This is a genomic window from Virgibacillus oceani (genome assembly GCF_041521345.1).
Lineage (GTDB): Bacteria > Bacillota > Bacilli > Bacillales > Amphibacillaceae > Virgibacillus_N > Virgibacillus_N oceani_A.
This window is the reverse complement of the sequence record NZ_JBGOHB010000005.1, coordinates 74,862-101,423: the sequence shown is the minus strand read 5'-3', so window position 1 is coordinate 101,423 and position 26,562 is coordinate 74,862. Positions and strand designations below refer to the sequence as shown.

Here is a 26,562-nt window from a genome sequence, read left to right as displayed (position 1 = left end):
TTCCCCCTAAGTAAAGCAATTATCTTTTAAAAATTGTTGAAATGATCGGTACGTCCATAGGTACACTAGACCAATCCAAACAGCTAATATAACAACAGAGTACAGGTATATTCCAATCGATACTCCTCTAAACGCACCTTCCATCAAGAGCATAATTGCCTGTGTTGGCAAAATGAAAAAAATAGGTGTATCGTAAATCCCAATATAATCGACTAATGGCAAAAAAAACACAATCACATAAAGTGGGGACGTATATAGAAACGCATTGACTGACTTTACCCGAACAGCCAAGTTAATACCTAACAACGTAAAAAACATTGAACAAAGTATGACCGCAAGTAGAAACGGTACTACATGAAACGAAAATTGATGAATTACGACAAATAAAACTATGCTAGTAACTGCTGCGAGAAGCGTTAACGACATTACTTTACTAATTAAATACTCGTGAATCTTCAATGGTGTGACGTATAATGTACTGAAAATCGATTGATCGCGCTCAAGCAGGACGAGTCCACCAACAAAGAAGAAGCCTAAAACTGATGGGTCAGTGAACACAATTAGAATTGAAGCCGTTTGTACATAGGCTTCTGGGATGAGTAAGAGTACGCCAATGTAAAAAATAGTAACAAGTGCATAAGCATAATAAAATCCATGGCGCAATTGAAATTTTACATCCATCTGGAACAATTCGACTACTCTCATATAAGCTTCCTACCTGTCGTTTGAATAAAAATATCCTCTAGGGTTGCTTCCTTTGTGTGCATCGTAATAATCTCATAAACTTTTAGAATCTCCTGGAATCTAGCATTCTCATCTAAACGTTGCAGTGAGAACACCTCATTCTTAACGGATTCTCTATCACGGTACTCAACGTTTAACTCTTTTTTCCCGTTTGCTACCTTTAAATGTTTAGGAGAATCAATTAAAGATATGTTTCCATCGACGATAAAGGCAACACGGTCACAAAGTTCCTCGGCAGTCAGCATATTGTGAGTGGTGATAATAATCGTCTTCCCCTTGTCTTTCTCTGCTTGTATAAGTTCCCTTAGCTTCTTTGCGTTCACTGGATCTAAACCTGACGTTGGCTCGTCGAGAAACATAATGTCTGGGTTATTTAGTAAGACACGACAAAAATTCAAGCGCGTCTTCATCCCTTTTGAATAATTGCCAAACTTTACATCAGCAGCTTCCTTCAAACCAACACTTTCTAACAACTGCATCAGATCCTGGGTAGCATTTTCGTATAGCCGACTAAAAAACTTTAAGTTCTCCAACCCAGAAAACTTCTGATAAAAATTCGGAAATTCAAACCCAACACCAATCCGTTCATAATAGGAAGAATCAAGTGACTTTAATTCACATCCATCAATCATCACACTTCCCTTGTACCCTTTTAAAATACCTATAAGGATTTTCTGAGTCGTACTCTTTCCGGCACCAGAAGGACCAAGGAAGCCAAAAATTTCCCCTTTGTTCACAGTAAACGATATATCTTTAATACTATCTTCCTTTTTACTTGGATAGCGATAAACAAGGTTATTCACACTAATCATCTGTCGTTTCCCTCTCTAACTAATCCCGCCGATAAACACTCGGCAAGTAAATCAACAACATCTGGGTAAACTTCCTCACCGATTTCCTGTTTGTGAAGTAGCATCATGAAAAAGCCTCGAATCGCACCTGTGATAATAGCTGGGTCCTTGTCTACTAACACATTACTCCTTTGCCATTTTATTAACAATGGAGACAGTACAAATTCATCCTTTTCAAGATGCTGCTGGATTCTTTCTGGAGGTAACTTTCTTACTAGATGTTCCATACTCTCTTCTTGAAAAAGGCTTTTAATAATTGGATGTTGATCGATCATTGAGATCCCGAATAAAAGCATGTCCTTAAAAGCCTGACGTGTCATTGGCTCTTCACCAATTTTGTCCAGCAATTTCTGCTTTATTTCCTTTTCCTCGTCCTCTAAAATGTCAAAAAACAACTCTTCCTTGGATGCGAAAAACTGATAAAACGTCCCTTGCGCAATCCCAACAGCCTTCGTAAGCTGAGAAATGCTAGTTTTCTTAAGCCCAAAAACACTAAACAATTTTTTTCCTTCTAGAATTAATTTGCTATAGATTATTTGCTTCTCATGTTTACTAAAACCTTTAACCATTTCCACACCTTCTTGAACATATGAATTATATTATTTTTTATTCACATAAGATTATAAACCTAATTACGGGAAATGTAAAAGAAAATATAAAATGCTTGTATGTATATTTACTGTTAAATGAAACAGGAGGAGATTAAGCATGAATATATAGTGGACAATTGCACTGGAAAGACTTTGAAAGGTTACAATGCTAGATACTGATTTGAATGATGGGAGAATAAACAAATATGACGTGGTACCTAGGAAACTTCGGAAAGGGAGATAGCCATGAATGAAGAAATATAATCGATGAAGTAAAGTTCTTGCAAAACAAAATCCATCATTTAATTCTATTTTCAGCTCTGGAAAAATGCCTGGTGATATTTCATCGTTTTGATCATAAACTCCTGTCTGTTTATAAGAGCCTTTTTCCAGTTTATTAACCTCCACCGTCATGTTCATCGGACCCACGATCCAATACTCTTTCACGCCTGCTTTTTCATAGCTGTTGTATTTAATCCAGCAATCATTACTCGCAGTGGAAGGAGAGAGTACTCCTATTATAAAATCCGGAGCTCCAGTTATTTTCTTTTCCGTAATTTTATCAGCATCATATACTGCAAATATATCAGGCTGAACCCAGTCCTGAATATCTTTCTCGGCTGTTTCGTTATCTGCAAACAGGCAAACATCCATCGGAGCAGAATATGACTTACAATCTTCACCATGCAAAAACATTTTTAACTCTGCTGACAATTCACCACTAACATCCTGGTGTTTCTCTGTCGGAGATGGTGACATGCTAATTATTTTGCCGCTAATCACCTCATAAATCACATTATCCTCCATAACAGTATATTCTGCATATGTATATTTCTTTTTCCCTTACGGTAGCATATGAATATCCCTCATTTCAGTTAAATGAAAGTGCTTTCCTTTACTTATTAAGTCATATTTATTTGCAATTATATTCGAATCTAACAAAAAACCACGAACCAGGACACCACCCCTGATCCGCAGTTCTACTAACTTCTACACCGGCACAGGCGGCACATCACTCTCTTGATACCTGTGATCCAAGTCTACGAACTTATTATATTCCTTCACAAATGCAAGCTCCACGGACCCAACCGGACCATTACGCTGCTTGGAAATAATAATTTCGATAATATTTTGCTTCTCCGACTCTGTGTCATAATAATCATCCCGGTATAAGAACCCGACGATATCCGCATCCTGCTCTATACTTCCCGATTCCCGTAAATCCGACATCATTGGACGCTTGTCCTGTCGGGATTCCACACCACGGGAAAGCTGGGACAAAGCAATTAACGGTACATTCAGTTCACGGGCCAAAGCTTTCAATGAACGGGAAATTTCGGAAACTTCCTGCTGCCTGTTTTCCCTGGAATTCGCACTTCCCTGAATAAGCTGCAAGTAATCTATGAGAATCATGCCCAGGCCGTGCTCCTGCTTCAGACGGCGACACTTGGAGCGGATTTCCGCAACGCGAATACCCGGAGAATCATCGATAAAAATACCTGCATTGGACAAACTTCCCATCGCCATTGTCAGCTTACTCCAGTCATCTGACTGAAGCTGTCCATTCCTTAGTCTTTGCGCGTCAATATTTCCCTCCGCACAAAGCATCCGGGAAACAAGCTGCTCAGCACCCATTTCTAAGCTGAATATCGCTACATTTTCATCCGTATTCACAGCCACATTTTGCGCCACATTCAGTGCAAATGCTGTCTTACCAACAGACGGACGCGCTGCCACAATGATTAAATCATTTCGCTGAAATCCGGAGGTTAATCGGTCTAGGTCTCGGAAGCCGCTGGCAACCCCAGTTACATCCGCACTTTGATTATGCAGCATCTCTATATCATCGTATACTTCAATTAAAACATCCTTGATTGACTTAAAAGCACCGGTATTTTGTCTGGAAGAAACCTCAAGGATGTTTTTTTCTGCTTCATTTAAAACTTCTTCCACTTCATCTTCCCGCTCAAAACCGGAAGTAACAATATCCGTAGCCGTACGAATCAATCGGCGAAGCATGCCTTTTTCTTCAACAATTTTACTGTAATAGCCAATGTTTGCAGCGGTTGGCACACTTCCTGCCACATCGGAAAGATAAGAAACCCCGCCGGCTTCATCCAGCTCTTTTCGATTGTGCAAAAAAGAAGTCACCGTAACAAGGTCAATGGGTTCCCCCTTGTCTGCAAGATGCACCATCGCATTGAAAATACGTTGGTGCCCTGCACGGAAAAAATCTTCCGGCATCAGCACCTCCGAGGCAGTTGAAAAAGATTCCGGATCCAAAAAAATAGCACCAATCACGGATTGCTCTGCTTCAATATTATGGGGCGGTATACGGTCATTCCAGGCCTCACTCATCGTTGTCTCCTGGTTACTAAAACCTACAAAAAACTATATTTTAGTTTCAATAGTATATTTTCGCCCCCGAACCAGGTAAGAGGACTTCCGCGACGATTCTAACGTCGTTTCGTCAGGAGAGGGGTTAACCTCTGTCATGAACCTGTTGTCCAAGACTCCCCGCGACACTCTATTAGAGCCAGCATGCTCACAGCAAACCATTCCTTCCACTGTTCAGTCTGCTGCAAGTGGTTTTAGTACCAGGATTACACCTCCTTCAGTTGTAATTCCTGATTTGTTATTTTTAATGTTTTGTGGACTACATTCCATAATTTCCATTGGTGGTTGTTTTTGGCAGTTAAGAAATTATAAAATTAATTTCTTAACTGCATAAGTGCAACTAAGGCATTTGCCCAAGGGCTTGGCAAATGCCAAGTTTTCTAAAATTCATCAATGTTTTTTAGATATAATCCTAGCCGTTTCCGTCTCTGCTTTCCATATTTTGATTTTTTCGGCCCAAGCATGTTAATCAAATGTGGTGTTACCAAAGTCCGAAGTTCGTCCAGCAGTTCTTTCGGAATCTTTTCTTCAAAATCCATTCCCCTTCTTGCAATAACAAACGAAGCTGCCTCATGTTCAGACATGCCATATTCTTTATTATATTTAAATCGCCTTATAACAGAAGTATAGACTGGGTTTACCTCATTTATTTGAAATCCATTCCTCAAAGCACGAGAGTTTATTGCTTTTTGAAGTTTGTTTTTTGCGAATGTTTGGGTCAACCGGTTGAAATTTTTGTTTGTATCATGGTCTTGTTTTAACGTGATATCTTCTAAAACAATTTGCTCCAGCATTCCATGAAAGCATGTAATCCATCATTTCTTTAGCCAGTTCTCCAGCAATGTTATCTCTTTTATTCGATGAAACATATTCCATTTCGTGAAAATAAAAGATTTTATGATCAAGAAGATTTCCTTGTTTACTCACAATGGAAACAGCTACCCTGTCAATGTTGACATCAATGCCAGCAACAATGTCAGAAGTGGTTTTTTCTTTGAATTTTAGTTCGCAACCGGATGTTTCCATATCATAAGTAATAGCACAAGATATTGTCCGTTTTTTCTATCTTCTTTTGAATATTTTCGATGAGTGAAGGTAACAACTCTTTTTGGCTGCTAATAATACCTTGTGCAAACAGTACAGCATCTTCGGCATATCGTTTATTCAGGTCAAAATTAACATTTACCTTTTTAATCAAGTTACTTTTTGTTTCACCTTCTAATAAGCGATTAAAAGCATACCTTATTGCTGAAGAAAACACAGCCATCAAAGTAAATTTTTGTTATCTTTCTCAATTAAAATAGGAATTCCCCTTGTTATCTTCATTCCCTCACCCTTTTCAAACCTTTGTTCTACTTAGAGTATACCCTATTCTATTTCCTATTTGAATAGATATCTGAATTTTTTTATAAGAGCTTATTTTAGTATTTTAAATTTTTAATAGTAATTTGGAGACTGTTTCAACCTCCTGCTGGAAATTACAAGGCAAATAAGACTCACCCTAAAGTGAGTCCTGTATCTCTTATCTTACTTCTGCTCCGTCACATGCACTTTCACAGAACCTGAAACCTCCGGATGGAGTTTTACCGGTACTGTAGTATATCCCAATTCCCGGATCGGCTGATCCAATTCAAGTTTTCGCTTATCAATTTTATAGCCATGCTGCTTATTTAATGCCTCTGCAATCTGCTTGTTTGTGATCGAACCGAACAGCCTGCCGCTGCCTCCGGATTTTGCCTTCATTTCTACTGTTAAATCAGCTAGTGTATCCTTCAGATTCATTGCCTCTTCCTTTTCTTCCTGCTCCATCTGTTCATTTTTCTTTTTCTTTAACTCTAAAGCCTTCAAATTTCCAGCTGTTGCTTCCTGGGCGAGATTATTTTTCAAAAGGTAATTTCGTGCATATCCGTCTGAAACATTTTTGACATCACCTTTACTCCCTTTTCCTTTCACATCTTTTAGAAAAATTACTTTCACGCTTCTTCTCTCCCTTCAAAATACTCGGTTAAAATATCTTTTAACAGCTTTTCTGCATCTGATATGGTTGTATCTTCTATTTGGGTGGCAGCGTTGGTCAAATGACCACCGCCATCCATTCTTTCCATAATCACCTGTACATTGATGTCACCTAAAGACCTTGCGCTAATACCAATTCTGCCATCTTCCCGTTCGGAGATAACGAAGGAAGCACTCACGCCGCTCATCGTCAGCAAAGTATCTGCCGCTTGAGCAATGACAACAGGACCATAGGTAATACCACTTTCCGCTGCAGAAATCGCAATGCTTTCCCGATAGATTTCTGTTCTTTCAATCAGCTTGCTTCGTTTCACATAAATATCAATGTCTTCTTTCATGAACCGCTGAACAAGCACTGTGTCTGCCCCTTTGGAACGCAAATAAGAGGCAGCATCAAATGTACGGGAGCCCGTGCGTAATGTAAAACTCTTCGTATCAACGATAATGCCAGACAATAGTGCCGTAGCTTCCAGCATTCTCAGCTTTTTCGTTTTTGGCTGATACTCTAAAAGCTCGGTAACAAGTTCAGCTGTAGAAGAGGCGTATGGTTCCATATAAACCAAGGTCGGATTCTCTACAAATTCCTCCGATCTTCTATGGTGGTCAATAACCACTTTATGGTCGGTTAACTTCAAAATACGATCCGTTGCTACCATCGATGGTTTGTGGGTATCCACAATAACTACAAGGCTTCTCGATCCTGTTTTCTCTTCAGCTTCATCCGGCGGGATAAAATGCTGCCATAATTCCTCGTCCCCTTTTATCGCTTCAACGAGCCGGTAAACCCCTGTATCAACATCATCCTCATCAAATACAATATAGCCATCCACCTTATTGGCGTGGGCAATATTCAATATCCCTATAGCTGCACCGAGCGAATCCATGTCAGGCGATTTATGGCCCATAATAATCACATTATCACTCGCTCTAACAAGATCTCTCAACGCATGGGAAATCACTCTGGCACGGACCCGCGTTCGTTTTTCCATCGGATTTGTTTTCCCGCCGTAAAATCGAACTTTTCCTTGCACATCTTTAATGGCAACCTGGTCACCACCACGACCCAACGCCAAATCAAGACTTGATTGTGCAAGTTCACCAAGTGCGGGCAGGGTCTCCTCCCCGGAGCCAACGCCAATACTCAAAGTAACCGGATTTCCCTGCTCCACATCCAAGCTGCGGACTTCATCCAAAATATCGAACTTTGATTTTTCCAGTTTCTGCAATATTTCTTCCGTGCCTACTGCTAAAAACCGTTCCTGTGACGTACGTTTTAAGTAGAGGCCATGGTTTTTTGACCATTCATTTAATTTGGCAGTAACTTGCGAGTTAAGCTGACTCTTATGTGTATCATCCATGTTCTGGGTAATTTCTTCATAATTATCCAGAAATATAATAGCTAAAACCGTCTGTTCATTACGGTACAATTCTTGTAATTCCGATTGCGCCGTCCGATCAAATACATACAGCAGACGCTCATCTTTTCTTACTACGGTCAAAAAATCATGATTCTCCATGCTGAACCATAATTCCTCTTTATTTTCCTTAATCATCGGAATAAGGTTCTTAGATAGATCATTCAACGAATTCCCAACAAGATTTTCATCCTCGCTGAACTCACTCATATATGGATTCGTCCACTCGATCTTGTATTCTTCATTATATAATATAATACCAAACGGCATTTCCAGCAGTGCTTCCTCACCGACTTTTTTAATCCGGTGGGAAAGCGTGGTAATATACCTTTCCGCTTCACTTTGTAAGTTTTTTTCCTTTCGCACACTGTAATAAAAGGATACGCCGAGTAAAACAGTCATGATAAGACCCAGCACCCATTGGAAATACCAGATAACTGCAAGCAAAATGATAGATAATAAATAAATGATCCATAAATGGCTGCTAAATCTTGATTTTTTTTGTACATCCGCCATAGCCTTCAGCTCCTACTAACGGGTATAATTACAAATCCGGCTTGACTTTGCTGTTCCCTTTTTCATAAGGCAAGAAAATCCCTGCACCAGCACGGGCTAGAAATCATTCACTATGCAGGCTGGTATTTTTAAAGTTTATTTTCACCATGCTTTTTGATGAAATCCTTTGCTTCCTAATTCTCCGACATAGCCCTTGGGTATGCCAGGGCATCATTCTTTATCAGCAAGCCTATCTCTTAAACCAAATCCTAAATCAATTATACCTATTATTCGTATCAAATAAAGAAAAATCATTGGAAAAAGTACTGTTAAAATTATACTGAAAATCGGAAGTGCTTTTGTCATTTTTTTATGATGTGCGTAGAAAAAGATAAAGGAAAAACCTTGAACGGCCATGAATAATCCGGTAAGTACAAACAAGTTTTGCACCGCAATATACAAACTGCTTTCAGGATCCGTCACTAAAAACGACAGTATAAACGCCCCGAAATAAATCCAGATCAGTGATATAGGAAATCGTAAATTTCGGAATGGCGGAAAACGGTAGTCTTTCTTCTCTATCCTGTTGATGATCTTATAACTGACCCATTGACTAATCAGTGCAAGCATTACAGCAGCACCTGCCAGAAGTACAGGAAATAAATCAAGCATAACACCAATCATATCCTGCATCATAGCCTGTGTTTCTTCCATCTGTTCCCGTACAACAAACCCTTCGAACATATTTCCCGTCATTTCCAATGATTTATTCATCATTTGTTCCAGCTGCTCCAGCAAATTAATTTGGAAAACAAATTGCATGAAAACAAATGCAAATAACAGGCCGGCAACAAAACCAAGTGTACCTCTTGCCCATGTCTCATAAACAGACAGATTTTGATGTATCGCATTCCCAATAAATATTCCACCTAATGCCATCATAACAGCTATAGGGAGGGAAGCAAAGGTTGCCAGCAGCATAGACAAAATAAAAGCTGCTACAGCCATTAAAGCTGCGGACTTCCAATCATAGCGAGCAGCAAATATAACAAACGGTACAGGTAAGAAAAATAGTGCAAAAAACGATATAATCGGCACAAAAACCGCTACCATCAGCAATACAATAAAAATTGCCGTGAGCATCGCCCCATCCGTTATTTTCTTTGATTGATTCATAGAACACCTCAAAATGCGTATGCGTGTGTATTTTTATTTGTTATATTATGATAACATGTTTTTAAACCTAACGGCGAGAATTCTCCTTACAAACCTTTATTATGCATGTTAGGTTCGGCTGAAATATTTGTCGATTGGTATAGAATAAAATATTTCCCGGGTAATAATTTGACGGATTCGTAAATTATTACTGCCAGATCGCCTTTGTACATGAAATGAACAGGAAATACATTCGTTATTTACGAAATGTCACTTTTTGTCCAACCCCAAAGCAGGAATTTATCATCTTTTTGTCTTATAATGAGATTATGCTTTTTTCTGCATTTCACTAATTGAACAGTATATACTCAAAAATTTATATACAAAGGGTTGTAATCATGATTTTCTTGCAAGCATTTATATATAGTATCAAACTTCCAAATAAGAACGCAATATTTAAATTGAACAGAAGCGGTATGGACATTACTGTTATTTATATGTTCATTCTCCTTTTATTTGTGACAGTTCCCTCTTTTATCGATCAATGGGGAGGGGCGGACAATCTGACTGCAAATATGAACTTCCTTTTTTTCATCATTTATTTTTTTATATTTTTTTATTTGCCATTAACGATGATCGTATTTTTATTTCTTTCCATCCTTGCTTATATTGCCGTGAAGATAGCCCAGCTGATGGGGAGAAAACTCAGGTTCTCGATTCTTTGGAAAATGAGTGCCTATACGACGACAATCCCTGCTGTTTTATATACAGCGATTGCACTGTTCGTACCAGTAAGCAATTTCTTTTTACTTGCAGCCATGCTTTTTATTTTTGTGATGCTGCTGGCTATTATTTCTGTTTATCCAAAACGGAAAAAACGCCAAAGAAAGTAATGATTTCATAACCTTTCAGTGATGAAGGAGCTTTTCAATGAAGTATTTAGTCATTTTAATGGTTGGCTTGGTTAGCTTAACGAGTTGCGGTAATCAATCGGAGGATGAGCTATTTCAGCCTTCCACAGAGGAAAGTGAACTCTTTATATCCGCTGCAACGAGCCTTTCTGATGTAATGAATGATATTACGGAAGCTTTTGAAGCATCCCATCCTTATATTCATATAACTGTAAATTTTGGCGGCTCCGGTACCTTATCCCAGCAAATTCAGCAAGGGGCTCCGGTTGATGTATTTCTTTCTGCCGACCAGATACAAATGGATTTTTTAGAGGAACAGGATTTAATCCTTCCCGATATGAGGACAGATTTTACCGGAAACCGGCTTGTCATGATAGGGGAAAAAGACAATGGATGGGAAGTGGATTCAATGGAGGAACTGCATTCCCTGGAGGCAGATAACATTGCCATTGCCAATCCGGACAGCGTACCGGCAGGGAATTATACCCGAGAGGCACTGATCAGCAGTAATGTATGGGAAGATTTATCCGATCAGTTTATTTTTGCAAAAGACGTTCGGCAAGCGATGACTTATGTAGAATCGGGAAACGCGGATATCGGTTTTGTTTATTACACGGACGCACTAAAATCAAGTAATACAGAAATTATTATGGAAATAGATACTTCCCTGCATGATACAATCACTTATCCGGCAGCTGTAATGACAAATAGTACAAGCAGTAGAGAAGCGGAATATTTTATTGAATTTTTAGAAAGTCATACAGCAGAAGAAATTTTTGAAGCGCATGGATTTGCGAATGAATAATTTTTACAAAGGAAGTAGGCAGGGATGAATTTCACACCATTCTTTTTATCGTTACAAATTGCCGGGATCGCTACGGTAATTGTGTTTGTCATCGGAATTGTATTAGCGCGAATCATTGCCAGGAATGAATTTCCCGGCAAACGACCGCTGGAAGCTTTAATCATGCTTCCGCTCGTTCTTCCTCCTACGGTAGTGGGTTTTGGACTATTATACTTATTTGGCAGGAACGGACCGATTGGCAGTTTTTTGCTAAATGTATTTGATTTTCAAATTGTATTTACATGGGTGGGGGCAGTGCTTGCAGCGATTGTGGTATCTTTCCCGTTAATGTACCAAAGTGCCACAGCTTCTTTTCAAAAATATGATAAAACACTGGAAAATGCGGCATTGACCATGGGTGCTTCCAAAAGGAAGGTGTTCTGGACCATTTCTTTTCCCCTGGCCTGGCCGGGGCTGCTTGCTGGTTTAGTACTAACCTTTGCCAGGGCACTCGGTGAATTTGGTGCGACATTAATGGTTGCAGGATACATACCGAATGAAACAGAAACCATTCCGCTGGCGATTTATTTTGCAGTAGAATCCGGAGACACAGAAGCGGCAATGTTTTGGACGTTAAGTATCATCATCATCGGCTTTGCTGCTATTCTTTGGCTGAATTGGTGGAGCGGGCGTAATATTTTGCGGTTTACTTCGGATAAATGATGGGTGGTATTTTTAATGCTTTCAGTGACGATGACGAAAAAACTTAAACACTTTTCCATAGATGTTTCTTTCAAAGTACATAATGAGATTGTTGTTTTATTTGGCCCGTCAGGCTCCGGAAAAACAACCATTTTAAATGCGATTTCAGGAATCACCAGCCCAGATCAAGGTGTTATTCAGTTGAATAACCGTATTCTTTTTCAAACAAAAAAAAACGCACTTCAGATTCAGAAACGCCGAATTGGATATTTGTTTCAGGATTATGCTCTTTTTCCGCATATGACGGTGAAAAAGAACATTCAGTATGGAATGAAGGATAAGACGCTGGTAAAAAGATTAGTAGATGTTGTTGGCATTCATCCTCTTCTTAACAGCTATCCGCATCAGATTTCCGGCGGGGAAAAGCAGCGGATTGCTTTGGTTCGGGCACTGGCTACAAAGCCAGAGGCACTACTGCTGGATGAGCCTTTTTCCGCCCTGGATGAAAAAACACGCATTGAATGCCAGGATGAATTGCTGCGATTGCATGCGGAATGGAATATTCCTGTTATCATGGTAACACATAATGAAAGAGAAGCTGAGAAGCTTGGTGATCTTATTTTGCATATAGAAAAAGGGAGATTGCAGTAAAAAAAACACCATGAAAGAAATAATAATTATTTCTTTCATGGTGTGTTCACATTTACTATTCACTTTTTCTGTTCTTAAATATCATGGTTGCAGTTACAAAAGATATAATAAGCAATCCACCAAACCAGGCAATGGTCAGCCACAAGTTGTTATCAATTGGTGCACCAGTCAGAAGGCCGCGCAACGTTTCAATTAATGGAGTCATTGGCTGATTATCTGCAAAGACATGAAGCCAATCAGGCATTGTATCAGTTGGAACAAAGGCACTGCTTATATAGGGCAGAAACAACATCGGAAACGTTAATGCATTCGCAGTGTCCACACTTTTAACAATCAGCCCAATGAGTACAAACAGCCAACTGATGGATAACATGAAAAGAGCTAATACCCCGATTACACCAATCCACTCTAGTGGTCCTGCATTGGGCCGAAACCCAATGAGCACTGCAACAAGGAAAGTAATTGTCGTTGCAATCCCATTGCGGGACATTCCGCCAATTACATGGCCAATCAGTAAAGATGATGGAAGAACTGGCATGCTGCGTAAACGTTCAAATAAGCCACCAGTCATGTCCTGCGTAACATCTATCGCTATCAACGAACTGCCAAAAGCAACACAGGTAATGATCACACCCGGAACAACATAATTAATATAGTCAGTTCCTGTTTGGATCGCACCTCCAAAAATATAGACAAACATTAGCATAAGCGCTACCGGTAAGACAATACTCATTAATAGTGATTCAGCATTCCGGAAAATATGTTTTAAATTGCGCCGTGTCATTGTCCATCCATCCATAATAGCCCAATACCATTTTGTTTCAGCCATACTAAGACATCTCCTTCTGTTTGCGGTTTGTTATTTCCATAAAAACATCATCAAGTGTTGGTTTCCGAAAATTAATAGCTTTAGGTTCTATTCCTTTTTCATGCAAACTGTTCAGCAATTGACGTAAGTCCCCAGTTGATTCCGCTGCAATTGAAATACTTTGTTCCGTTTTGTTTACATGCCCTTGTAAAAGCTCTTGAGCTCTTTGCAATGTATCCTCATCAGCAAATTTCAATTCCAACTTTTCATCACCGACAATATTTTTCAGCTCTTCGGCAGTACCTTCCTCTACTATTTTTCCGCTATCTATGATGGCAATTTTATCTGCAAGCTGATCTGCCTCTTCCAAATATTGCGTTGTTAAAAAGATAGTTACGCCATCGTCTGCAAGCTGTTGAATCAAGTGCCACATATTTCTGCGGCTGCGCGGATCTAGTCCGGTTGTCGGCTCATCAAGGAAAATAACATCCGGTGTAGAAAGCAGACTAATAGCAATATCAAGCCTTCTTCGCATCCCGCCGGAATAAGATTTTGCAGGTTTTTTAGCAGCTTCTACGAGATCAAATTGCTCAAGCAATTCAGTAGTTCGCTTTTTTACAGTTTTGCTATCCAAATGATTTAAACGGCCCATCATCATTAAATTTTCTTCACCTGTCAGCAATTCATCTACAGTAGCATATTGTCCAGTTAAGCTGATTAATTTTTTAACTGACGCAGCTTCAAGTTTTGTATCAAACCCTGCAATCTTCGCATCTCCGCTATCAGCATGAATTAATGTGGATAGAATACGTACTGTAGTTGTTTTCCCAGCACCATTTTCTCCCAGCAATGCAAAGATGGATCCATGTTCTACTTTAAAATTTAAACCGTCTAAAACGGTAGACTTACCATAGGATTTTTTTAAATCCTTAGCAGATATAACAATGTTATGCATAAAATCTCTCCTTTTATGATTGACTTAGTCAGTCAATAAACCTATAAAAATGTGACTGAACTTTGATTGATTTGTTCAGTCAATAATAATTTATAATAAAACCTCCCTTTTGTCAATATCTTTTTCACTTTTGATTAAGGGGAGGAAATAGTTACATTATTAATGAGTAGAAAGCATTCGTAAAAAAATATCCACTTTCCAATCCATATTTTCTTGCCAGAAATCAATGTCATCTGCCATAACTCCAGAGATTATGGTTAGGAATAGCCCTACTAAATCTTCAGGATCACCCTGGATAATTTCACCAGACTCCTGGCCCTCTTTTACTATGGGAATAAAAAAATTAATATACATCAAGCCTAGACTATCCGTAAAATCCTTTACTTCCTTAGGAATACCTTCTGATCTCTCCAGATTTTGAATGATTCGGAATATATTGCTGGAAGTTGAATCATTTACTGAAAAGGCGAACTTGGTGAATCTCTTCATTTTTTCTAATGGCGATTGTGACATCTCGTTTAATTTTTGAAGGAAATTACGTGTTTCATTTAATGCCACTGCCCACTTAAGGCTTTCATAAAGCACTTCTTCTTTGGATGTAAAATAATGGTATACCAGTCCATGACTGACGCCCGCTTCTTTCGCAATCATGCTTATCTTCGTGAGTTTAACACCGTTATCTGCAAAAACCTTAATGGCAGCACGCATTATTTGTTCCTTGCGTTCATTACGTATATTATCTAATTGGTCATCAGGTAAACGTGCCATAGGAATTAAACCTCCTCAAGCTTCTATAGTATCCATTCTATCATACTTTGTTAATGTTTTTTTTGAATTCTATCTTCCTTATGCATATCCCGTTTCAGTAATAATTTATACTAATTGCTCCTCTTTGATTGTTTTATAACAAAATAAGCATAAACCCAATAGCCATATATTTTGGTGTGCTTTCATCATTTTGGCTGCAAAAAAAAGTCCATTCCAAAACAAAAACCTCCAAACCCGGATCCTATCCGAATTTAGAGGTTTTGTCATTACTCAGTCACATATGGCAATAATGCCATTTGACGAGCACGTTTAATTGCTCTTGTCAGTTTACGCTGATACTTTGCAGATGTTCCGGTTACACGACGGGGAAGAATTTTCCCGCGTTCGGAAACGAAACGTCTTAGCAAATCTACATCTTTATAATCAATGTGTGTAATTCCGTTCGCTGTGAAGTAACACACTTTACGACGCTTTGCACGTCCGCGACGAGCTGCCATGTGTATCCCTCCTATTTAGGATTTCTCAAACTATTTTAGAATGGCAAGTCATCATCAGATATATCAATCGGATCCCCGCTTGATGAAAATGGGTTTTCCTGATTCTGGTTTTGACTTGGGTTTTGATTTTGATTTTGACTTTGGTTTTGATTTTGATTCGGCTGATATTGGTTCTGGTTTCTATTTTGCTGGAATCCTGATGGTTCTTCTCCACCCCTATTTTGGGATGAACCCTTTGATTCTAGAAACTGAATGTTTTCTGCGAGAATTTCTGTGACAAATACCGTTTTTCCTTCCTGGTTATCGTACCTCCGTGTCTGTACACGTCCATCTACACCGATCATACTGCCTTTTTTCATATAGTTGGCTAGATTTTCAGCCTGTCTGCGCCAAGTGACACAATTGACGAAATCAGTTTCACGTTCGCCTTGCTGATTCGTAAAAGGGCGATCAGAAGCTACGGTAAAATTGGCTACTGCTGTGCCATTAGCTGTGTAACGTAAATCAGGATCCCTCGTTAACCTGCCGACTAGTACGACACGATTTAACATCAGAACCACTCCTTATTATTGATCATCTTCTCGAATTGCCATATGGCGAATGATATCATCGGAGAACTTGGCTAAGCGATCAAACTCATTGATTGCTGTTTCGTCAGCCTTAAAGTTGATGATAACATAATATCCATCACGGTAGTCGTTGATTTCATACGCAAGTCGCTTCTTGCCTTTTTCATCAACTTTTTCAATCTCCGCCCCGTTATCAGTCAAAATATTGTTGAAACGCTCAATTAAACTTGTTTGCGCCTCTTCTTCAATGTCCGGGCGGATGATATACATGATTTCGTATTTTCTCATCCGGTACACCTCCTTTTGGTCTTGGCGGCCCCTATTTTCTATAGGAGCAAGGAGTAATCGATATTCCATTACTCACGATAGTTGATTATACCAAAATAGTTTTCAAATAACAAGCCTTCGAGAGATCCTTTTTTACGTTAAGCTTTTTACACATTAAATCTAAAATGAATAACATCGCCGTCTTTCACAATATATTCCTTTCCTTCCAAGCGCACTTTTCCATTTTCCTTTGCCTGAATCATAGTTCCTGCTTCTGTAAGGTCATCATAAGAAACGGTTTCCGCACGGATAAAGCCTCTTTCAAAATCTGTATGAATGATTCCTGCTGCCTCCGGTGCTTTTATCCCTTGGCGGAATGTCCATGCCCGTACTTCCTGTTCTCCAGCTGTAAAATAAGTAGCCAGCCCCAACAAGCTGTAGGAAGCTTTAATCAATTGATCCAGTCCTGATTCAGCAATCCCCAATTCTTCCAGATACATTTCTTTTTCGTTCTGATCCAGTTCTGAGATTTCTTCTTCAATCTTAGCACAAATCACAATGACTTCCGCATCTTCTTTTACGGCATAATCCTTCACCTTTTGCACATATTCATTGGCATCCGGATCAGCTACTTCATCCTCACTCACATTAGCGACATAGAGAGCTGGTTTACTGGTTAATAAATGGAGCTCTTTAACTACCTTCCACTGCTCTTCGGTAAATTCAAGTGCACGAACTGGTTTTTCAGATTCGAGTCCTTCTTTCAATACAGAGAGTACATTGAATTCTGCCAATGCTTCTTTATCCTTTTGTCTTGCCATCTTTTCCACACGCTGATTACGCTTATTCACGGTTTCTAGATCGGCAAGAATTAATTCCAGGTTTATGATCTCAATATCATCTATCGGGTCAATTTCCCCTGAAACATGGGTAATATTTTCATCCTGAAAACAACGAACAACCTGACATATGGCATCGACTTGACGAATATGTGATAAAAATTGGTTGCCGAGACCCTCCCCTTTACTTGCACCTTTTACAATACCTGCAATATCTGTAAACTCAAAAGCTGTAGGTACTGTTTTTTTCGGTTTTACTAATTCAGTTAATTTATTTAAGCGATTATCGGGTACCTCTACAATCCCCACATTTGGATCAATCGTGGCAAATGGATAATTCGCCGCTTCTGCCCCCGCCTGTGTAATTGCATTGAATAATGTAGATTTCCCTACATTCGGCAACCCAACAATTCCTGCTGTTAAAGCCATGCTACTTTCCACTCCTTAAGGATTTCCATTCATATGAACGCGTCTACCATCTAATTATAGATATTGCCTGTCCACTTGACAAGTTCGCAAAAAACAAAAACAGGCATATTAATATGCCCATTTTTGCTTTTTACCCTATTATCTTTGTAATTTCTCTTTCTCTATGGTGCTATTTTACCATTTTATCAGCAGGTTCGTCTATTTTTATCTATTTTTAAAAGAATTATTTTGTAAAATATATCTCATATAACGTAAGTTCATCGTGCACAAATTTTATTTAAGAAAACACGCATGAATATTATTTTAAGAATTCTTAATTATGGACTAAAATATATTTTTCTTGAGGAGAAAAGGTAAACTCAAAACTGAAAATTATTGACAACATTAAAAATAGAATTTATAATACATATAACTAAATAGTTATATGTATAAAAAGAGGAATGTTAATGTCTAATATTTATCGTGCATTGGGTGATATTACACGTCGCCGTATTTTGCACATGCTAAAGCAAAAAGCTATGACACAGAAGGAAATTGTAGGGGAATTTACTATCTCACAGCCAGCTGTGAAAAAGCATTTAAAGGTGCTGTTGGAGGAACAGTTGGTCAAAGAAGAGATTATGGGCAAATATCGCATCTATCATCTCGATTCAAATATGCTTTGGAAAGCTTATCAAAAAATGCTTCATGATATCGGAGACTTGATGGATGATAAACTGGACAGCTTGAAAAATTTTGTAGAAAAGGGAGAGGATAGCAATGGACGAGGTTAAAGATTCTGTGAAGTGTGAAATTATGATTCGTGCACCACTCAATAAGGTGTGGGATGCACTAACAAAACCGGAATACCTGAAACGCTGGTATGCCAAACAAGCAGATGTAGATTTTCAAATTGGTGGAAAAGGCTATATTGAGCATGGCTGGGGTGTGGTGTCATCTGGTATCTACACGGAAATATCAGAAGGAAAAAAGTTCGTGCTCGAAAGTGAAGATGGCAGCTTTAAAACAATCACAATATTAAAGCAGGAAAATGAAGGGGTACGTGTTTCTATTGAATATAAGATAACGTTTTTGGGCGAAGAAGGTGAAGCTGTCAAAGAAAATATGCTATATGGCACCTATCAGTTCCTTAAAAATCTCAAAAGTGTATATGAAATGGATAATGACTTGCGATCTGAGATGTGGAAAGGCTGGATTGGAGCCGTGCATACAACCAGCAACGGGGAAACCCAAGGCAGCAAAGTATTAAAAGTGGGGGCTAAGGGACCTGCAGATCGTGCTAGTATACAGTCTGGTGATGTAATTACTGCTCTTGATGGTGAGGCGATTTCTGGATATGAAGATCTAGAAAATGCTGTAAACAAGAATGGTGCTGGGAGTATTGTTCAGCTGAAAGTTATTCGGGATGGCAAATATTTGGATATTGCTTGTGAAATTAGCGAATATCCTGTTGCCTATTAATTGATAAGGCTGAACATATTTGTTCAGCCTAGTCTTTAATCCCCTGCTTTTACCAACACTTTTTTCATTTTCTTCGTAAACTCTCGTCTCGGTAGCATAACACTATGATCACAGCCAAGGCACTTGATTCGGATATCCATTCCCATACGGATGATTTTCCAGCGGTTTTCTCCACATGGATGTGGTTTTTTCATTTGCACAACATCGTTTAATCCAAAATCCTTATCCGCCATAGATAGTACTCCTTTTTTTCTTACCATTATACCAAATATTATTGTTCCCGCTCACGGTTTTGTTCCCGTAATTTATTTTCTTCCTCTTTAGAGTACATAACCACACGCGGTGCTGGAATTTCAATACCTGACTGATAAAGTTTATCCTGCATTTCTTTGCGGATATTTCTTTCTCCCGCCCACTGGAAACCAGGTTTTGTATCTGCAATAACTCTAATTACAAAATGGGACACTTCCAAGTTTTGAACACCAATAATTTCCGGTGTACCTACTAGAAAATCGTATTTTTCCGGCAGCGTGATCGCCACATCATTTATTATTTTTTCTGCCTCATAGACACTGCTTTCATATGGTATATTGATATCTACCAAGGCCAGCCCATTATGGACGGAGTAGTTGGTTACTTGCGTGATATCCCCATTCGGGACCACATTCATCTCCCCTGTCCAGCTTAATACCTTCGTAGTACGGAGCCCGATTTCTTCCACTGTACCTTCTATCCCGGCTACAAAAATATAGTCTCCTACAGAAAATTGATCTTCAAATATAATAAAAAATCCAGTGATTATATCACGAACCAGGTTTTGTGCACCAAAACCAATGGCAAGTCCTGCAACACCAGCACCAGCAAGCAGTGCGCCAACCTGAAATCCTAACACATTATCAAGAATCATGATAATGGCAATAAAATATACAATATAGGCCACGACGTTACTGGCTAGCTTTTTTAATGTTTTTTCTCTGCGTTCCGAGATACGAATAGGACCCCTTTGCCTATTTTGAAATATCCGGTAAATTAACTTTCTTGTTACTCGAACAACGATATAAGCCAAGATCACAATAATTAACACGCGAATTAAAGCTGCTCCTATCGTAGCCCATAACTCAGGTCCTGTTATATACTCCCAAAAATCTGTCATTTCTCTATTCACTTCTTCCATGTCGAGTCCTCCTGTCTTTGCCACATTAAACACTTTTTCGTTTATACCATAAAGGGAATAGCAACAGTCTTGTTAATACATATAAATTCAACAATCCATAGATCGGATATAAATAGTTAACCAGAGTGGAAAAACCTAATAAAGATAAAGGGATCATTGTTAGTAAAATAATGACTACCATCAACCATAATGGTCCCTTAAAATATTCTTTCATTCTTGTAACCAGTCCCAGTATCCCTGCTGCTGCTGTGGTAAATATAGCAAACCATAATAGAATTGTCATGAAAATTACCATTTCAAATGGATAGTTTCTCAAAATAGCAAACAAAGGAATTTCATACAACAGTAATTCATCTGCTATTTGTATTAAGCTATTGTTATATATATAAGATACGACACCTAAAGTAGCTCCACTGCCGATCGATGCAACTAAAATTTCCGCTGTTGATTCCACCTTATTTCCTATCGCTCCGAGCACGGCAATTAAAGGGAGTATATTCAATGCAGTAAACGGAAAAGCTGCCATCCAATTCCGCTGTTCATGCCAATGAGAAAATAACGCAAGCTCCTGATCAAATGTAAATAATAACAATACATACAACAGCCCGATAATTAATAAAGGCAGTATGAGCTGATTTATGGATAATAACCCGTTTATCCCTTTAATAAACAGGAAAATCAAGGCAAGTACAATAATAACAATTCCCAACCAGTATGAAAAGTTAAACGCCTGTCCCGTCGCACCGCTTCCGGCAATCATGACGACAGTAGTTGTAAATAAATATAGAAATATCATTACATCATAAAACTTCGTCAATTTTAACCCAACAATTTCTTGTAACACAGGCAAATAATGAGAAGATTTTTTCTGATAGCTTACATACAAAATCACGGCGCAGGAAACTGAAAAAAATAAAGTGAAAATTAAAATAGCCAGTCCACTTTCATGGCCAAAAAATTGCCACAGTTCCCTCCCTGACGCATATCCTGCCCCTATCGTTGTACCTATGATTAAAAACATCCACTTCATACCAGCTCGCAGCATCGTTTCTCCCCCAATATTTTATTATCTATGTATACATTGCTTAAAAAATCCGTATACTATAACAATATGTTTTTGGAGGATAAGCTATGAATTTAAAAAGAAATTTAGCAGCGAAAAAGAACCAATTGCGTATGCTTCATTCAAAGGCAGAGATTTCGGAAATGATGAGTAACACATTAATTTCATGGCTTCCCGAAGTCCCCCGTGAATATGTGATTGTTTGTGTAGGTACCGACCGGTCCACCGGAGATGCATTCGGCCCACTTACAGGCTATTTCCTGTCCGAATTAAAGCCCAAGCATATCCATGTTCATGGAACATTAAAAAATCCCGTTCATGCAACGAATATGGAGGATCATGTTAGTCATATTAAAAATACATACCGCCGCCCCTATGTGATTGCGGTGGATGCCTGTCTTGGCAAAGCTTCTTCTGTCGGTCATTTAATTTCCGGATTAGGGAGTATTAAACCAGGTGCGGCGCTAAATAAATCCTTACCTGAAATCGGAGATATACATATAACAGGAGTAGTAAATGTCAGCGGATTTATGGAGCATTCCGTCTTACAAAACACAAGACTTTCTGTTGTAGTGGATATGGCAAAAAAAGCAGCAGATATATTATATAATGTCGATCAAGCCTTAACATATCAAATTACCTCCCCCTCCATTGTTATGCAGCGGAAACACCATGAAAGTTCCATTTAAAAAACGGGGCTGGGGTAGTAAATGAAAATCCAAACATTCCTAAACTTGCATTTAAAAATTGCTCCGGAAATATACTACGCTTTCACCGCGGGCACAAGTGCGACATCACTTCAAACTCCCTTTGGTCGTTTTCAGCGTGTCTTCTTTGCCGCGGGCGGCTGGTGAGCCTCCTTGCTTCGACAAGGGGTATCCCGACGTTGCTCGCAAAGGGCGGTTTTAGTCGGCCTTCATTAATAATACTGCGGGATCTCACCGATGCCTTCCCTCCCGCAAATCTTTACGGTGGGGCGAGCATTTAGCGCAGCCCCAGGAGTCTACGTATATTTCCGGGACTACCATAGTAGATTGTTCGTCTTTTCAATGTTTTCTTTGGCTATATCCAGTCTCAGTCATTAAATCAAGTAATACATAAAATAGATAGGAATAACCATGAATATAGCTGGCAGTAAATTCCCTATGCGTATATGAATGATTTTTAATAAATTCAATCCAATTGCTACGATTAATAAACCGCCTACTGCTGTAATCTCAATAATCATTCCTTGTAAAATATCTGCCGGTACCCACCGATCTATTTGCGTTGCCAGCAGTGCAATGGCGCCTTGGTAAAGAACCACGGGAAATACAGAAAGAATGACGCCTAAACCGAGTGTTGTTGTTAAAACAAGCGCAACAAAGCCATCAATAAATCCTTTTGTAATCAACACTTCATGATCCCCTCTGAGCCCTCCGTCCAATGCGCCGATAATCGACATGGCACCAACAACGAATATTAAAGAAGCCGTAACAAATCCCTGGGAAATACTTATGTCATCCTTTGAATTTGTAAACTTGCTCCCGATCCAAGTGCCAAATTGATTTAACCCTTCTTCTACTTTAAAGAATTCACCAATAATTGCGCCGGATAGTAAACTTAGTAAAACAATAACTATAATCTCAGTGGATAATGCCATTTGTAATCCGATCAATGTAACCACAAGCCCAATTCCATGCATTACTGTTTCTTTATATTTTTCCGGGATTTTAGTAAAAAACAATCCAAGTATACTGCCAACAATAATTAATATTCCATTAACTAACGTACCATATAAAATCATGCTTCCAACTCCAACAATTAAATTTCCTGATATGCTTCTGCTATTTCATTAATGGCTTGCAAAAACTGATCAATTTCTTGCTCTGTATTATAATAACTTAAACTTGCTCTGATTACACCCTGGTTTGAAGTATGCAGCACCTCATGGGCAAGCGGGCTACAATGCAAACCTCCCCTTACTGCAATATTATAATGCGAATCCAGTATGGCTGCTATTTCTTGTGAATGTATATTTTTTATATTAAAAGCTACGATAGGAAGTCTGTTCGAACTTCGCGGAGGTCCATATACATTTACATCCGGCACCATTTGAAGCCCTTCCAGCAGCTTGTTTGCCAGTATTGTTTCACGTGGAACATTTTCATCTTTGCTCTTCTCATATACTTGCAGTGCAGCCAAAAGCCCAGCAATCCCTGGTGAATTCAGCGTACCACTTTCTAATCTTTCCGGTAATTGCTCCGGCTGATCAGGCAGCTCCGAATAACTCCCTGTTCCACCATGATGAATTGGATTCAAAGGAATCTCCCCTTCCACCAATAACATGGCAATTCCTTGTGGCCCAAGCACGCCTTTATGACCTGGAAAAACAAGCATATCCATTTGCTGTTCCTTCATATGCAGGTGCCTATGCCCAGCTGTTTGAGATGCATCCACCAAGGTCGTTATATCATCCTGTTTAGCGAACTTCAATATGTTTTCAATTGGAAAAACACCACCTGTTACATTGGAGGCGTGTGTCATCGCAATCAATTTAGTACGCGGATTTATTGCTTTTTCTATTTGCTCTATGACCAAACTCTCGTCCTCATCCCAATCTATATGTGTAACACGGACGCCATAATTTTTTTCCAAATATACTAATGGCCTGCGTATAGAATTATGCTCAAAAGAAGTGGAAATAATATGGTCCCCTTTTTCCCATGTTAACCCTTTGACTGCCTGATTTAATGCCACCGTGGCGTTATTAAAAAAAACTGCTTGCCTTGGATCAGCGCACCCAAATAACTGTGCAGCTTTTTCTCTTGTCTGATTAATTAATTGTGCCGCCTGCCTTGCCAGTTGATGTGATCCCCTCCCTGGATTTGCAGCAGTTTCATTAACTGCTTTAATCATTGCCTCGGCAACTTCCGGCGGCTTGGGAAAAGAGGATGCAGCCTGATCAAAATAAATCATTTTGAAGTCCCTCTCTCTTTCGATTTTTTATGCTAAAAAAGCTAACGGCATTCGCGTTAGCTTTTTGTATATTTATTTTTCCAATACATCAATGATACGTTCCAAATCATTATCATTATAAAATTCGATTTCAATTTTTCCTTTTCGTTTGCCACGCTGTATGTTTACCGCGGTACCAAGCCGATCTCTTAAAACTGATTCCTGTTCTTGTAAAAATATATCTTTCTTCGGCTTTTCTTTTTTCTTCTTATCTGTACCTTCATTTAATTTAACAATCAACTGCTCTACCTGTCTAACATTCAATTTTTCTTTTCTAATTTTATTTACGAAAGGAACGATTTTATGCTTTTCTTTAATGCCTATTAAAGCACGTCCATGGCCCATGGATAACTCGCCGTTATTTATATAAGCTACTACCTGTTCCGGTAATGATAACAACCGAACGATATTTGCAATATGGGATCGGCTTTTTCCCAATCGTTTGGAAAGTTCTTCTTGCGTGATTTCCAACTCTTTCATTAAATTGGAATAAGCATATGCTTCCTCTATTGGTGTTAAATTTTCCCGCTGCAGGTTTTCAAGCAATGCAAGCTCCATCATGTTTGCATCCGACAGTTCTTTTTCAACTGCAGGAATGGTTTCCAGCCCAGCCTCTTTAGCAGCGCGATAACGGCGTTCTCCTACAACAATCTCATATCCTTTAATGCTTTTGCGGACAATAATCGGCTGAATGATACCATATTCCAGAATGGATTCCTTCAATTCCTCAATGGCATCCGCATGAAACGTTTTTCTCGGTTGATACGGGTTCGGTCTGCACTCTGAAATTGCAATTTCCTTAATCATATTTTCATCATGTTCTTCTATATCCGGAAAAAAAGCATTGATCCCTTTACCCAACCCTTTCGCCATTGGCCATCACTTCCTTCGCTAAGTCAAGATATACTTGTGCACCTTTTGATTTTGAATCGTACATGATGATAGGCTGTCCGTGGCTCGGTGCCTCACCCAGCCGAACATTTCTTGGTATAATAGAATTATATACCTTATCCTGAAAATACTTCTTTACTTCCTCAATAACTTGAAGCCCTAGATTGGTTCGTGCATCAAGCATCGTCAACAACACGCCTTCTATCATCAATTTCTTATTCAAATGTTTTTGCACCAGTCGGATTGTATTTAACAATTGACTAAGTCCTTCCAATGCATAGTACTCACATTGAACAGGGATAAGTATGGTGTCTGATGTGGTTAATGAATTAAGTGTAAGCAGGCCAAGTGACGGAGGACAATCAATAATAATATAATCATATTCATTTTTCAGATGTTCCAATGATTTTTTCAAGCGGACTTCCCTTGATATGGTTGGTACCAGTTCTATCTCCGCTCCAGCAAGCTGGATCGTCGCAGGAACAACATCCAAATTAGCTGTGTTTGTCGAAACTACTACATCATCAGCTGTCATTTCTTCAATAAGTACGTTATAGATACAATGTTTTACATCTGCTTTATTAATTCCTACCCCGCTTGTTGCATTCCCCTGAGGGTCTATATCTACCAGTAGTACTTTATTCCCCAAATGTGCAAGGCTGGCACTGAGATTCACGGAAGACGTGGTTTTTCCTACGCCGCCTTTTTGATTTGCAATCGAAATTATTTTACCCATTTGTGTTGACACCTTCCTAAAACTATATAACTATTATTCTATCATTAATTGAAGTAAAAAGAATAGATATTTTGTTTTTGTAAATCATTTTTAATTTAAGTAATAAAGTGAAACTTCATTCAGTGGGAGTTTTAGGCCTACAGGACGTAGGTCATGCAGACGTTGCCACAATGTTTTTCGGTGGGACGAGGAACCACTGTACCGTAGTCCCAGGACGTGGCGATTTTAGTCTGCGTTCCCCCTTCCCCCACTTAATGTTAGTACCTCAAGGGTATGACCTAAAGGCCCTTGAACGAATCGGGCCGTTACTGGCTTTTAGATCTCCCACTTAGCATTTTCATGTTTTCTACATTCTTGAAGTGGGAGTCTTACAGCCTGTTACACTGAGATAAATTTG

Annotated in this window: 32 protein-coding genes and 1 pseudogene; 7 read left to right on the top strand and 26 right to left on the bottom strand. The window is 39.0% G+C overall.

What is annotated here, in order from left to right:
* Positions 1–6: 6 nt before the first annotated feature.
* The 12 genes and pseudogenes from ACDX78_RS05645 to ACDX78_RS05590 form a co-directional block, all read right to left on the bottom strand.
* Positions 7–705: a fluoroquinolone export ABC transporter permease subunit gene (locus ACDX78_RS05645; protein WP_486026048.1), complete on the bottom strand. Its 699-nt coding sequence runs from the start codon at positions 703–705 to the stop codon at positions 7–9.
* Complete coding sequence (locus tag ACDX78_RS05640; protein WP_486026047.1) at positions 702–1,556, bottom strand: ABC transporter ATP-binding protein; 855 nt, start codon at positions 1,554–1,556, stop codon at positions 702–704. The genes ACDX78_RS05645 and ACDX78_RS05640 overlap by 4 nt, the downstream gene beginning before the upstream one ends.
* A complete protein-coding gene (locus ACDX78_RS05635) occupies positions 1,553–2,164 on the bottom strand; it encodes a TetR/AcrR family transcriptional regulator (RefSeq protein WP_486026158.1) in 612 nt (203 codons plus the stop codon). Before ACDX78_RS05635 ends, ACDX78_RS05640 begins: the two co-directional genes overlap by 4 nt.
* A 63-nt stretch (positions 2,165–2,227) precedes the next feature.
* The gene (locus ACDX78_RS05630) at positions 2,228–2,992 is read right to left on the bottom strand and encodes a Uma2 family endonuclease (protein ID WP_486026045.1); all 765 of its coding nucleotides are present in this window, start codon (positions 2,990–2,992) and stop codon (positions 2,228–2,230) included.
* Between the two features lie 183 nt (positions 2,993–3,175).
* Positions 3,176–4,543: a replicative DNA helicase gene (gene dnaB, locus ACDX78_RS05625; RefSeq protein WP_486026043.1), complete on the bottom strand. Its 1,368-nt coding sequence runs from the start codon at positions 4,541–4,543 to the stop codon at positions 3,176–3,178.
* A gap of 419 nt (positions 4,544–4,962) precedes the next feature.
* A complete protein-coding gene (locus tag ACDX78_RS05620; protein ID WP_486026162.1) occupies positions 4,963–5,166 on the bottom strand; it encodes a hypothetical protein in 204 nt (67 codons plus the stop codon).
* Positions 5,167–5,262: 96 nt separating this feature from the next.
* A pseudogene (locus ACDX78_RS05615) lies at positions 5,263–5,376 on the bottom strand (hypothetical protein); the annotation flags it as partial.
* Positions 5,327–5,608 carry a hypothetical protein gene (locus tag ACDX78_RS05610; protein WP_486026041.1) on the bottom strand — a complete coding sequence of 94 codons (282 nt, stop codon included), beginning with the start codon at positions 5,606–5,608 and terminating at the stop codon, positions 5,327–5,329. The pseudogene ACDX78_RS05615 and the gene ACDX78_RS05610, both read right to left, overlap by 50 nt.
* 1 nt (position 5,609) lies before the next feature.
* Positions 5,610–5,849 (bottom strand): hypothetical protein, encoded by a 240-nt coding sequence (locus ACDX78_RS05605; RefSeq protein ID WP_486026040.1) that lies wholly within the window; start codon positions 5,847–5,849, stop codon positions 5,610–5,612.
* A 260-nt stretch (positions 5,850–6,109) separates the two neighbouring features.
* Positions 6,110–6,559, bottom strand: a complete 450-nt coding sequence (rplI, locus tag ACDX78_RS05600; RefSeq protein WP_486026039.1) for a 50S ribosomal protein L9 — start codon at positions 6,557–6,559, stop codon at positions 6,110–6,112.
* Positions 6,556–8,529: a DHH family phosphoesterase gene (locus ACDX78_RS05595; RefSeq protein ID WP_486026037.1), complete on the bottom strand. Its 1,974-nt coding sequence runs from the start codon at positions 8,527–8,529 to the stop codon at positions 6,556–6,558. The genes rplI and ACDX78_RS05595 overlap by 4 nt, the downstream gene beginning before the upstream one ends.
* Before the next feature lie 210 nt (positions 8,530–8,739).
* The gene (locus tag ACDX78_RS05590; protein ID WP_486026035.1) at positions 8,740–9,684 is read right to left on the bottom strand and encodes a YybS family protein; all 945 of its coding nucleotides are present in this window, start codon (positions 9,682–9,684) and stop codon (positions 8,740–8,742) included.
* A 377-nt stretch (positions 9,685–10,061) separates the two neighbouring features.
* Here ACDX78_RS05590 and ACDX78_RS05585 point away from each other — a divergent pair, with 377 nt between their 5' ends.
* From ACDX78_RS05585 to ACDX78_RS05570, 4 genes are read left to right on the top strand one after another with little or no spacing between them, the layout of a single operon-like run.
* Positions 10,062–10,556 (top strand): DUF1189 family protein, encoded by a 495-nt coding sequence (locus ACDX78_RS05585; protein ID WP_486026033.1) that lies wholly within the window; start codon positions 10,062–10,064, stop codon positions 10,554–10,556.
* 37 nt (positions 10,557–10,593) lie between these two features.
* Entirely contained in the window at positions 10,594–11,379 is a 786-nt protein-coding gene (gene modA / locus ACDX78_RS05580) for a molybdate ABC transporter substrate-binding protein (RefSeq protein WP_486026031.1), read from the top strand.
* A 24-nt stretch (positions 11,380–11,403) separates the two neighbouring features.
* Positions 11,404–12,081, top strand: coding sequence for a molybdate ABC transporter permease subunit (modB, locus tag ACDX78_RS05575; protein WP_486026030.1), 678 nt, complete (start codon positions 11,404–11,406; stop codon positions 12,079–12,081).
* A gap of 15 nt (positions 12,082–12,096) precedes the next feature.
* Positions 12,097–12,711: an ATP-binding cassette domain-containing protein gene (locus tag ACDX78_RS05570; RefSeq protein ID WP_486026028.1), complete on the top strand. Its 615-nt coding sequence runs from the start codon at positions 12,097–12,099 to the stop codon at positions 12,709–12,711.
* 55 nt (positions 12,712–12,766) lie between these two features.
* On the opposite strand, the gene ACDX78_RS05565 is transcribed toward ACDX78_RS05570, so the two are convergent.
* The 7 genes from ACDX78_RS05565 to ychF all read right to left on the bottom strand — a co-directional run bounded on the left by ACDX78_RS05565 (position 12,767) and on the right by ychF (position 17,843).
* Complete coding sequence (locus tag ACDX78_RS05565) at positions 12,767–13,540, bottom strand: ABC transporter permease (protein WP_486026027.1); 774 nt, start codon at positions 13,538–13,540, stop codon at positions 12,767–12,769.
* 1 nt (position 13,541) lies between these two features.
* Positions 13,542–14,474 (bottom strand): ATP-binding cassette domain-containing protein, encoded by a 933-nt coding sequence (locus ACDX78_RS05560; protein WP_486026025.1) that lies wholly within the window; start codon positions 14,472–14,474, stop codon positions 13,542–13,544.
* Between the two features lie 159 nt (positions 14,475–14,633).
* The gene (locus ACDX78_RS05555; protein WP_486026023.1) at positions 14,634–15,242 is read right to left on the bottom strand and encodes a TetR/AcrR family transcriptional regulator; all 609 of its coding nucleotides are present in this window, start codon (positions 15,240–15,242) and stop codon (positions 14,634–14,636) included.
* Between the two features lie 266 nt (positions 15,243–15,508).
* A complete protein-coding gene (rpsR, locus tag ACDX78_RS05550) occupies positions 15,509–15,739 on the bottom strand; it encodes a 30S ribosomal protein S18 (RefSeq protein ID WP_077623759.1) in 231 nt (76 codons plus the stop codon).
* A 35-nt stretch (positions 15,740–15,774) separates the two neighbouring features.
* Positions 15,775–16,290 (bottom strand): single-stranded DNA-binding protein, encoded by a 516-nt coding sequence (gene ssb / locus ACDX78_RS05545; protein WP_486026021.1) that lies wholly within the window; start codon positions 16,288–16,290, stop codon positions 15,775–15,777.
* Positions 16,291–16,305: 15 nt separating this feature from the next.
* Positions 16,306–16,596: a 30S ribosomal protein S6 gene (gene rpsF / locus ACDX78_RS05540; RefSeq protein WP_486026020.1), complete on the bottom strand. Its 291-nt coding sequence runs from the start codon at positions 16,594–16,596 to the stop codon at positions 16,306–16,308.
* A gap of 146 nt (positions 16,597–16,742) precedes the next feature.
* Positions 16,743–17,843, bottom strand: a complete 1,101-nt coding sequence (gene ychF, locus ACDX78_RS05535) for a redox-regulated ATPase YchF (protein ID WP_486026019.1) — start codon at positions 17,841–17,843, stop codon at positions 16,743–16,745.
* Positions 17,844–18,289: 446 nt separating this feature from the next.
* Between ychF and ACDX78_RS05530 the strand changes: the two genes are divergently transcribed.
* Together ACDX78_RS05530 and ACDX78_RS05525 are read left to right on the top strand one after the other, a co-directional pair.
* Positions 18,290–18,616, top strand: coding sequence for an ArsR/SmtB family transcription factor (locus tag ACDX78_RS05530; protein ID WP_486026017.1), 327 nt, complete (start codon positions 18,290–18,292; stop codon positions 18,614–18,616).
* The gene (locus tag ACDX78_RS05525) at positions 18,603–19,304 is read left to right on the top strand and encodes an SRPBCC family protein (RefSeq protein ID WP_486026015.1); all 702 of its coding nucleotides are present in this window, start codon (positions 18,603–18,605) and stop codon (positions 19,302–19,304) included. The genes ACDX78_RS05530 and ACDX78_RS05525 overlap by 14 nt, the downstream gene beginning before the upstream one ends.
* A gap of 35 nt (positions 19,305–19,339) precedes the next feature.
* Here ACDX78_RS05525 and ACDX78_RS05520 read toward each other — a convergent pair whose 3' ends face one another.
* The 3 genes from ACDX78_RS05520 to ACDX78_RS05510 are packed head-to-tail and all read right to left on the bottom strand — an operon-like array spanning position 19,340 to position 21,523.
* Complete coding sequence (locus tag ACDX78_RS05520; RefSeq protein WP_486026013.1) at positions 19,340–19,537, bottom strand: DUF951 domain-containing protein; 198 nt, start codon at positions 19,535–19,537, stop codon at positions 19,340–19,342.
* Between the two features lie 38 nt (positions 19,538–19,575).
* Positions 19,576–20,478 carry a mechanosensitive ion channel family protein gene (locus tag ACDX78_RS05515; protein WP_486026012.1) on the bottom strand — a complete coding sequence of 301 codons (903 nt, stop codon included), beginning with the start codon at positions 20,476–20,478 and terminating at the stop codon, positions 19,576–19,578.
* Between the two features lie 25 nt (positions 20,479–20,503).
* Positions 20,504–21,523, bottom strand: coding sequence for a YkvI family membrane protein (locus ACDX78_RS05510; protein WP_486026011.1), 1,020 nt, complete (start codon positions 21,521–21,523; stop codon positions 20,504–20,506).
* Positions 21,524–21,609: 86 nt separating this feature from the next.
* Between ACDX78_RS05510 and yyaC the strand changes: the two genes are divergently transcribed.
* Positions 21,610–22,230, top strand: coding sequence for a spore protease YyaC (gene yyaC, locus ACDX78_RS05505; protein WP_486026009.1), 621 nt, complete (start codon positions 21,610–21,612; stop codon positions 22,228–22,230).
* A gap of 392 nt (positions 22,231–22,622) precedes the next feature.
* Here yyaC and ACDX78_RS05500 read toward each other — a convergent pair whose 3' ends face one another.
* From ACDX78_RS05500 to ACDX78_RS05485, 4 genes are all read right to left on the bottom strand, one after another.
* Positions 22,623–23,327, bottom strand: a complete 705-nt coding sequence (locus ACDX78_RS05500) for a DUF554 domain-containing protein (RefSeq protein WP_486026007.1) — start codon at positions 23,325–23,327, stop codon at positions 22,623–22,625.
* Positions 23,328–23,344: 17 nt separating this feature from the next.
* Positions 23,345–24,499 (bottom strand): aminotransferase class V-fold PLP-dependent enzyme, encoded by a 1,155-nt coding sequence (locus tag ACDX78_RS05495; protein ID WP_486026006.1) that lies wholly within the window; start codon positions 24,497–24,499, stop codon positions 23,345–23,347.
* A 72-nt stretch (positions 24,500–24,571) separates the two neighbouring features.
* Positions 24,572–25,411 (bottom strand): ParB/RepB/Spo0J family partition protein, encoded by an 840-nt coding sequence (locus ACDX78_RS05490; RefSeq protein WP_486026004.1) that lies wholly within the window; start codon positions 25,409–25,411, stop codon positions 24,572–24,574.
* Positions 25,392–26,165: a ParA family protein gene (locus tag ACDX78_RS05485; RefSeq protein ID WP_486026003.1), complete on the bottom strand. Its 774-nt coding sequence runs from the start codon at positions 26,163–26,165 to the stop codon at positions 25,392–25,394. Before ACDX78_RS05485 ends, ACDX78_RS05490 begins: the two co-directional genes overlap by 20 nt.
* Positions 26,166–26,562: the final 397 nt, after the last annotated feature.

Excerpts from the sequence above, each read along its gene's own strand:
- ACDX78_RS05645 (WP_486026048.1), bottom strand. The coding sequence starts at position 705 with ATGAGAGTAGTCGAATTGTTCCAGATGGATGTAAAATTTCAATTGCGC.
- ACDX78_RS05640 (WP_486026047.1), bottom strand. The coding sequence starts at position 1,556 with ATGATTAGTGTGAATAACCTTGTTTATCGCTATCCAAGTAAAAAGGAA.
- ACDX78_RS05635 (WP_486026158.1), bottom strand. The coding sequence starts at position 2,164 with ATGGTTAAAGGTTTTAGTAAACATGAGAAGCAAATAATCTATAGCAAA.
- ACDX78_RS05630 (WP_486026045.1), bottom strand. The coding sequence starts at position 2,992 with ATGGAGGATAATGTGATTTATGAGGTGATTAGCGGCAAAATAATTAGC.
- dnaB (WP_486026043.1), bottom strand. The coding sequence starts at position 4,543 with ATGAGTGAGGCCTGGAATGACCGTATACCGCCCCATAATATTGAAGCA.
- ACDX78_RS05620 (WP_486026162.1), bottom strand. The coding sequence starts at position 5,166 with ATGTCTGAACATGAGGCAGCTTCGTTTGTTATTGCAAGAAGGGGAATG.
- ACDX78_RS05610 (WP_486026041.1), bottom strand. The coding sequence starts at position 5,608 with ATGGAAACATCCGGTTGCGAACTAAAATTCAAAGAAAAAACCACTTCT.
- ACDX78_RS05605 (WP_486026040.1), bottom strand. The coding sequence starts at position 5,849 with ATGGCTGTGTTTTCTTCAGCAATAAGGTATGCTTTTAATCGCTTATTA.
- ACDX78_RS05595 (WP_486026037.1), bottom strand. The coding sequence starts at position 8,529 with ATGGCGGATGTACAAAAAAAATCAAGATTTAGCAGCCATTTATGGATC.
- ACDX78_RS05590 (WP_486026035.1), bottom strand. The coding sequence starts at position 9,684 with ATGAATCAATCAAAGAAAATAACGGATGGGGCGATGCTCACGGCAATT.
- ACDX78_RS05585 (WP_486026033.1), top strand. The coding sequence starts at position 10,062 with ATGATTTTCTTGCAAGCATTTATATATAGTATCAAACTTCCAAATAAG.
- modA (WP_486026031.1), top strand. The coding sequence starts at position 10,594 with ATGAAGTATTTAGTCATTTTAATGGTTGGCTTGGTTAGCTTAACGAGT.
- modB (WP_486026030.1), top strand. The coding sequence starts at position 11,404 with ATGAATTTCACACCATTCTTTTTATCGTTACAAATTGCCGGGATCGCT.
- ACDX78_RS05570 (WP_486026028.1), top strand. The coding sequence starts at position 12,097 with ATGCTTTCAGTGACGATGACGAAAAAACTTAAACACTTTTCCATAGAT.
- ACDX78_RS05565 (WP_486026027.1), bottom strand. The coding sequence starts at position 13,540 with ATGGCTGAAACAAAATGGTATTGGGCTATTATGGATGGATGGACAATG.
- ACDX78_RS05560 (WP_486026025.1), bottom strand. The coding sequence starts at position 14,474 with ATGCATAACATTGTTATATCTGCTAAGGATTTAAAAAAATCCTATGGT.
- ACDX78_RS05555 (WP_486026023.1), bottom strand. The coding sequence starts at position 15,242 with ATGGCACGTTTACCTGATGACCAATTAGATAATATACGTAATGAACGC.
- rpsR (WP_077623759.1), bottom strand. The coding sequence starts at position 15,739 with ATGGCAGCTCGTCGCGGACGTGCAAAGCGTCGTAAAGTGTGTTACTTC.
- ssb (WP_486026021.1), bottom strand. The coding sequence starts at position 16,290 with ATGTTAAATCGTGTCGTACTAGTCGGCAGGTTAACGAGGGATCCTGAT.
- rpsF (WP_486026020.1), bottom strand. The coding sequence starts at position 16,596 with ATGAGAAAATACGAAATCATGTATATCATCCGCCCGGACATTGAAGAA.
- ychF (WP_486026019.1), bottom strand. The coding sequence starts at position 17,843 with ATGGCTTTAACAGCAGGAATTGTTGGGTTGCCGAATGTAGGGAAATCT.
- ACDX78_RS05530 (WP_486026017.1), top strand. The coding sequence starts at position 18,290 with ATGTCTAATATTTATCGTGCATTGGGTGATATTACACGTCGCCGTATT.
- ACDX78_RS05525 (WP_486026015.1), top strand. The coding sequence starts at position 18,603 with ATGGACGAGGTTAAAGATTCTGTGAAGTGTGAAATTATGATTCGTGCA.
- ACDX78_RS05520 (WP_486026013.1), bottom strand. The coding sequence starts at position 19,537 with ATGGCGGATAAGGATTTTGGATTAAACGATGTTGTGCAAATGAAAAAA.
- ACDX78_RS05515 (WP_486026012.1), bottom strand. The coding sequence starts at position 20,478 with ATGGAAGAAGTGAATAGAGAAATGACAGATTTTTGGGAGTATATAACA.
- ACDX78_RS05510 (WP_486026011.1), bottom strand. The coding sequence starts at position 21,523 with ATGCTGCGAGCTGGTATGAAGTGGATGTTTTTAATCATAGGTACAACG.
- yyaC (WP_486026009.1), top strand. The coding sequence starts at position 21,610 with ATGAATTTAAAAAGAAATTTAGCAGCGAAAAAGAACCAATTGCGTATG.
- ACDX78_RS05500 (WP_486026007.1), bottom strand. The coding sequence starts at position 23,327 with ATGATTTTATATGGTACGTTAGTTAATGGAATATTAATTATTGTTGGC.
- ACDX78_RS05495 (WP_486026006.1), bottom strand. The coding sequence starts at position 24,499 with ATGATTTATTTTGATCAGGCTGCATCCTCTTTTCCCAAGCCGCCGGAA.
- ACDX78_RS05490 (WP_486026004.1), bottom strand. The coding sequence starts at position 25,411 with ATGGCGAAAGGGTTGGGTAAAGGGATCAATGCTTTTTTTCCGGATATA.
- ACDX78_RS05485 (WP_486026003.1), bottom strand. The coding sequence starts at position 26,165 with ATGGGTAAAATAATTTCGATTGCAAATCAAAAAGGCGGCGTAGGAAAA.